At 72.8% G+C, this 5269-nt stretch carries 6 protein-coding genes and 1 tRNA gene; 4 read left to right on the top strand and 3 right to left on the bottom strand.

The genetic code is table 11. From position 1 onward, the window contains the following. Positions 1-39: 39 nt before the first annotated feature. Positions 40-864 (bottom strand): Bax inhibitor-1/YccA family protein, encoded by an 825-nt coding sequence (locus AC1DUQ_RS17180; protein WP_477074203.1) that lies wholly within the window; start codon positions 862-864, stop codon positions 40-42. 196 nt (positions 865-1060) lie between these two features. On the opposite strand from AC1DUQ_RS17180, the gene AC1DUQ_RS17175 reads away from it, so the two are divergent. The 4 genes from AC1DUQ_RS17175 (at position 1061) to AC1DUQ_RS17160 (ending at position 4183) form a co-directional block, all read left to right on the top strand. Continuing rightward, positions 1061-2068, top strand: coding sequence for an ABC transporter ATP-binding protein (locus AC1DUQ_RS17175; protein WP_477060226.1), 1008 nt, complete (start codon positions 1061-1063; stop codon positions 2066-2068). Beyond that, on the top strand, positions 2065-2934 hold the full coding sequence (locus tag AC1DUQ_RS17170; protein WP_477060225.1) for an ABC transporter permease subunit: 870 nt from the start codon (positions 2065-2067) through the stop codon (positions 2932-2934). The genes AC1DUQ_RS17175 and AC1DUQ_RS17170 overlap by 4 nt, the downstream gene beginning before the upstream one ends. 127 nt (positions 2935-3061) lie before the next feature. Further along, positions 3062-3922, top strand: coding sequence for a siderophore-interacting protein (locus tag AC1DUQ_RS17165; RefSeq protein WP_477060224.1), 861 nt, complete (start codon positions 3062-3064; stop codon positions 3920-3922). 60 nt (positions 3923-3982) lie between these two features. Next, entirely contained in the window at positions 3983-4183 is a 201-nt protein-coding gene (locus tag AC1DUQ_RS17160; protein WP_477060223.1) for a hypothetical protein, read from the top strand. A 25-nt stretch (positions 4184-4208) separates the two neighbouring features. Here AC1DUQ_RS17160 and AC1DUQ_RS17155 read toward each other — a convergent pair. Beyond that, a tRNA-Leu gene (locus AC1DUQ_RS17155) sits at positions 4209-4282 on the bottom strand. Positions 4283-4357: 75 nt separating this feature from the next. Continuing rightward, a partial coding sequence (locus AC1DUQ_RS17150; RefSeq protein ID WP_477074202.1) for a helix-turn-helix transcriptional regulator occupies positions 4358-5269 on the bottom strand: 912 nt, incomplete at its 5' end.

Raw genomic sequence — 5269 nt, 5'->3', positions numbered from 1 at the left:
CATCGCACCCGGGCCGACGTCAGTCAGTTCAGGCCGGGGTCAGTCGCCACGCAGGATCRCGAAGATCCGCAGCAGCTCCAGGTACAGCCAGACCAGCGTCACGACGAGGCCGAACGCCGCCGTCCACGCGAGCTTCGCCGGCACGCCGGCCTCCACGCCACGCTTGATGGAGTCGAAGTCGACGATGAGCATGGCGGCCGCGAGCACGACCGCGATGAGGCCGACGGCGACGCCGAGCCACCCGGACCGCAGCGGGCCGTAGTCGCCCCCGCCGACCCCGAACAGCATGGCCACGACGTTGATCAGCGAGAACACGAGGTAGCCGACCATCGCGATGAGCAGGGTGCGCTGGAACTTCGGCGTGACCCGGACCCGGCCGGACTTGAAGAGGAACAGCGAGACCGCGAACACCGAGAGCGTGGCGAGGACGGCCTGGCCGACGATGCCGTCGTAGAACGACTCGTAGAACTGGCTGATGCCACCGAGGAACACGCCCTGCGCCGCGGCGTACAGCACGATGAGCGGCGGGCTCGGCTCCTTCTTGAACGCGTTGACCAGGCCGAGGACCAGGCCGACGATCGCGCCGAGGACCCACAGGCCGGGCGCGAGCACCCAGGTGGCTGCACCGGTGACGACCAGCACGGCCAGCAGGCCCGCGGTCTTCATGATGACGTCGTCGTACGTCAGGCGGCCCGTCTCGCGCGTCGTCGCAGCGGGGGCGTCGTACATCTGGTCGAGCGTGGCGGCGTCGGTCACCTGGGCTCCGGCGGTGCCGTAGGAGACCGTCGACGCGGGCGACTTCTGGCCCCGGCGCTGGACGGGGTCCTGGAAGACCGGACTGTTGTTGAAGATCGGATTGGCCATGGCGTCCTCCTGGACGGATCGGGCGCTGTCAGACAAGGCTGTCACCGTAGCGAACGTGGACAGGGGCGCGTTCGTTCCCGGGTCTTCTCCCCCTCGGCCTTTCGGCTGGGCCGCGATCCCCCCATGGTCCGATGTATGAGGTTGCGACGCACCCCTAGGGTCGTCTCGGCTCCACTCCCGACGACGAGGACAAGCGATGATCGAGGCCCACGACCTGACGAAGAGATATGGCACCAAGCTGGCGGTGGACGGGATCTCGTTCACGGTGCAGCCCGGACGGGTCACCGGCTTCCTGGGCCCCAACGGCGCCGGGAAGTCGACGACGATGCGGATGATCATGGGCCTCGACCGGCCCACCCGCGGCACGGTGACCGTCAACGGTCGCCCCTACGCCGAGCACCGCTCCCCGCTCACCGAGGTGGGAGCGCTCCTCGAGGCCAAGGCCGTCCACACCGGCCGCAGCGCGCGCAACCACCTGCGCGCCATCGCGGCGACGCACGGCATCGGCGACAAGCGCGTGAACGAGGTCATCTCGATGACCGGGCTCGACACGGTCGCCAAGCGGCGGGTCGGCGGGTTCTCGCTCGGCATGGGCCAGCGCCTCGGCATCGCGGCCGCCCTGGTGGGCGACCCCCAGACGCTGATCCTCGACGAGCCGGTCAACGGGCTCGACCCCGAGGGCGTCCTGTGGGTGCGCAACCTGGTCAAGTACCTGGCCGCCTCCGAGGGCCGCACGGTCTTCCTCTCGTCGCACCTGATGAGCGAGATGGCCGTCACGGCCGACCACCTGATCGTCATCGGCCGCGGCAAGATCATCGCCGACGGCCCCGTCGACACGGTGATCTCGCAGGCCACCAAGGCCAGCGTCCGCGTCCGGTCGCCGCAGGCCTCCGACCTTGCGGCGCGCCTGGCAGGCCCGGCGATCACGGTCACGCCCAGCGAGGACGGGCTCCTCGAGGTGCACGGAGCGACCGCCGCCGAGGTCGGCGAGATCGCCGCACGGTCGGCCATCGTCCTGCACGAGCTGACCCCGCTCACCGGCTCCCTCGAGGACGCCTACATGTCCCTGACGTCCGAGTCCGTCGAGTACCACTCGGCCGCCCTGCCCGGCGAGCCGTCCCGGTCGACGGGCGCCCACGCCGCCGTGCCCGCCCCGGCACCCGTTGCCGCACCTGACGAGACCACCGGAGAGGACGCCCGATGAGCACCGCCGTCGCCACCGAGCCCCACCGCCACGCCACCGCCCCGACCAGCTACAAGCTGAGCTTCGGTCACCTGCTGCGCGGCGAGTGGATCAAGTTCTGGTCCGTGCGCTCCACCACGTGGACGCTCTCGATCTTCCTGATCGCCACGGTCGGGCTGGTCGTCCTGATCAGCCTGGCCTTCGTGAACGTGCCCAGCCCGGCGGAGGGCGGCCCGCCGGAGGGCACCGCGGGCAACCCGCTCGACCCGCTGAGCATCGCCGTGACGCTCGCCCAGCTGGCCGTCGCCGTGCTCGGTGCGCTCACCATCACCAGCGAGTACAGCACCGGCATGATCCGTTCGAGCCTGACGGCCGCACCCAAGCGGCTGCCGGTGCTCTGGTCCAAGGGGATCGTGCTCGTCGTCTCGGTGTTCGTCGTCGCGCTGGTCGCTGTCGCGCTGTCCGTGGCGCTCCAGTGGCTGTTCTTCGACAGCCAGGACTTCTCGATCGACGTGACCGACCCGGAGATGATCCGGCCGCTGGTCGGGACCGCGGTGTACCTGGCGACGATCGCGCTGTTCTCGTACGCCCTCGGCGCGCTCCTGCGTCACTCGGCGGCCGCCCTGGCGACCGTCCTCGGGCTCCTGCTCGTGGCGCCGATCCTGTTCAGCGCGATCCCGTGGAAGCCGTTGCAGTACGCCAACCCCTTCCTGCCGGGAGTGGCAGGTCAGCAGTTCACGCAGACGACCGAGCAGCTCGAGGCCGCGGCCTCGTTCAGCGACGTCGGTGTGGACCTGACCGCCTGGCAGGGCTACGGGGTGCTGGTCCTGTGGATCGTGCTCGTGCTCGGGGTGGCCGCGGTGCTGCTGAAGCGGCGCGACGCCTGACCCCAGGCACACCGACGGGGACGGTCCGGAGGGGGCCGTCCCCGTCGTCGTGCCCGGGGGGACGCGCCTGACAGCGGGCTCGGCTAGCGTGGGCGGCCGCACACCCGCCCCCGGACGAAGGACCTCGATGACCGACGCACCGGCCCGCCCTCGCCCCGCCCCGCTCGTGGCGCACGTGGTCCGGACCGAGCACATCGCCGCGACGATGGTGCGCGTGGTCGTCGGCGGCCCCGGTCTGGCCACCTTCACGCCGTCGCCGCACGCCGACTCCTACGTCAAGGTGCTCTTCCTCCCCGACGGCACGCCCCGTCCGCTCCGCCAGGACGGCCGCCTCGACCTGGACGCCGTGCGCGCGAGCCTCCCGCCCGAGGACCAGCCCCGCCAGCGCTCCTACACGGTCCGCGACTTCGACCCGGTGGCCGGTGAGCTCACGCTCGACTTCGTCGTCCACGGCGACGAGGGGATCGCCGGGCCGTGGTCGGCGAGCGCCGCGCCCGGTGACGAGGTCCTGCTCAGCGGCCCCGGAGGCGCGTGGTCGCCGGACCCGACCGCGGCGTCGTACCTGTTCGCCGGCGACGCGAGCGCCCTGCCGGCCATCGCCGTCGCGCTCGAGCGGCTCCCCGCCGACGCCGTCGGGCACGCCGTGATCGAGGTGCACGGTCCCGAGGACGAGATCCCGCTGGCCCGACCCGCGGGTGTCCAGGTCCTCTGGGTGCACCAGGGTGTCGCGGTGGCCGGCCTGGCCCTCGTCGACACCGTCGTCGCCCTCCCGGAGCTCCCCGCGCCGGTGAGCGCGTTCGTGCACGGCGAGGCCGGGGTGGTCCGCGAGCTGCGCCGGCACGTGCGCACCGACCGCGGGGTCGGCCGGGAGCAGCTGTCGGTCTCGGGCTACTGGCGCCTCGGCACCGACGACGAGGGCTGGCGCGCGACCAAGCGGGACTGGCTGGCGACGATCGAGCAGGCGGAGGCGGCGGAGGGCCTCGCCTGACGGACGAGCCGGGCCTTTCGTCATGCTCGGGGCGACGATCCCGGCGAGACGATGGACACCATGCAGACGACGTATCCCGAGGGCTGGCTGCGACTCACCCAGAACGACAAGCAGCAGCACTTCTTCCGGGACGGCATGAGCATCTGCGGCGTGTTCGTGACGCCGACCACCAAGTTCCCCGAGGACGACGGCCCCGACGGTGGCGAGTGCCCCGGCTGCCGCTCGATCTTCGACAACGAGCGAGGCGCCGCCCGCTACTGAGGCCCGGTCCGCTCCGTCGCGATCGTGCCCCCGCCGGGGTTCGAACCCGGACTGTGCCGGGTTTAAGCCGGCTGCCTCTGCCAGTTGGGCTACGGGGGCCGCGCCACATCCTGCCAGGGCCGGCGAGGCGCGCCGTCGACCTGCGCGCCTCACCGCGTCACGGCGGGCCGGGCGTCAGCTGACCGGCGCCTGGCTGAGCAGGCCACGCAGGTGGGCCAGCAGCTCGCCGCGGGAGTGCAGGTCCAGCCGCTGACGCATGCGCGCGACGTGGTGCTCGACGGTCTTCGGGGAGATGTACAGCCGCTCGGCGATCTGCCGGTACGTCTGGCCGTCCACCACCAGACGCGCGACCTCCAGCTCGCGACCGCTCAGCAGCGGCTTCGCCGCGGGGGTCGACACCCGGGCGCGACGCCGTGCCGGGGCCGGCGGTTCCTCGCGAGCGGGCCGCATCGACCGGGCGGTCTGCAGCAGGCCGACCATCGACGCGCGGTCGGGCGTGCGCGCAGCCGCGTGCCCGACGAGCCGGGCCCCGTCCCAGGCCATGCCGACGGCGACGAGCCTCCGGGCGGCCCGTTCGACGGCGGGCGGGTCCACCCGTGCGCCCAGGACCTGGAGCCAGATCCGGGCGGCATCCGACAGGACCTCGGCGTAGTGGCTCTCCCGGGCGGCGGCGGCGAGGGGCCTGGTGTGGCGCTCGAGCCAGTCGGGCCGCTCCGCCACGACCGCGACCTGGATCCCGTACCAGTGGTGCGGGACCGACCAGAGCACCGGGTGGCCCAGCCCCCCGAGCAGCACGGCGGCCTGCTCGAGGTGTGATGCCACCCGGTCGGCCTCGCTCAGCCGGGCGGCGGCCACGGCGATCTCGCCGAGCGGCAGGAGCCCGAACAGGTCCGGCGGCCGCCGCACCAGCGCGTCGAGCGCGGTCGGCCACACCTGCACCAGGGCAGCCAGGTCGTTGGACCGGCGAGCGAGCCCCACGTCGATCGCGCGGGCGAACAGCTCGTCGCGCGTGCCGAACCGACCGCCGGCCGCACGCTCGGCGAGGGACGCCGCCTCCGCCGCCTCGTCCAGGCGCCCGTCCAGCAT

It is taken from the genome of Cellulomonas sp. P4_B5_2 (genome assembly GCF_056402235.1).
The sequence above is the reverse complement of the archived record's forward strand: the minus strand, read 5'-3'. Positions and strand labels throughout refer to the sequence as shown.

Excerpts from the sequence above, each read along its gene's own strand:
- AC1DUQ_RS17175 (WP_477060226.1), top strand. The coding sequence starts at position 1,061 with ATGATCGAGGCCCACGACCTGACGAAGAGATATGGCACCAAGCTGGCG.
- AC1DUQ_RS17170 (WP_477060225.1), top strand. The coding sequence starts at position 2,065 with ATGAGCACCGCCGTCGCCACCGAGCCCCACCGCCACGCCACCGCCCCG.
- AC1DUQ_RS17165 (WP_477060224.1), top strand. The coding sequence starts at position 3,062 with ATGACCGACGCACCGGCCCGCCCTCGCCCCGCCCCGCTCGTGGCGCAC.
- AC1DUQ_RS17160 (WP_477060223.1), top strand. The coding sequence starts at position 3,983 with ATGCAGACGACGTATCCCGAGGGCTGGCTGCGACTCACCCAGAACGAC.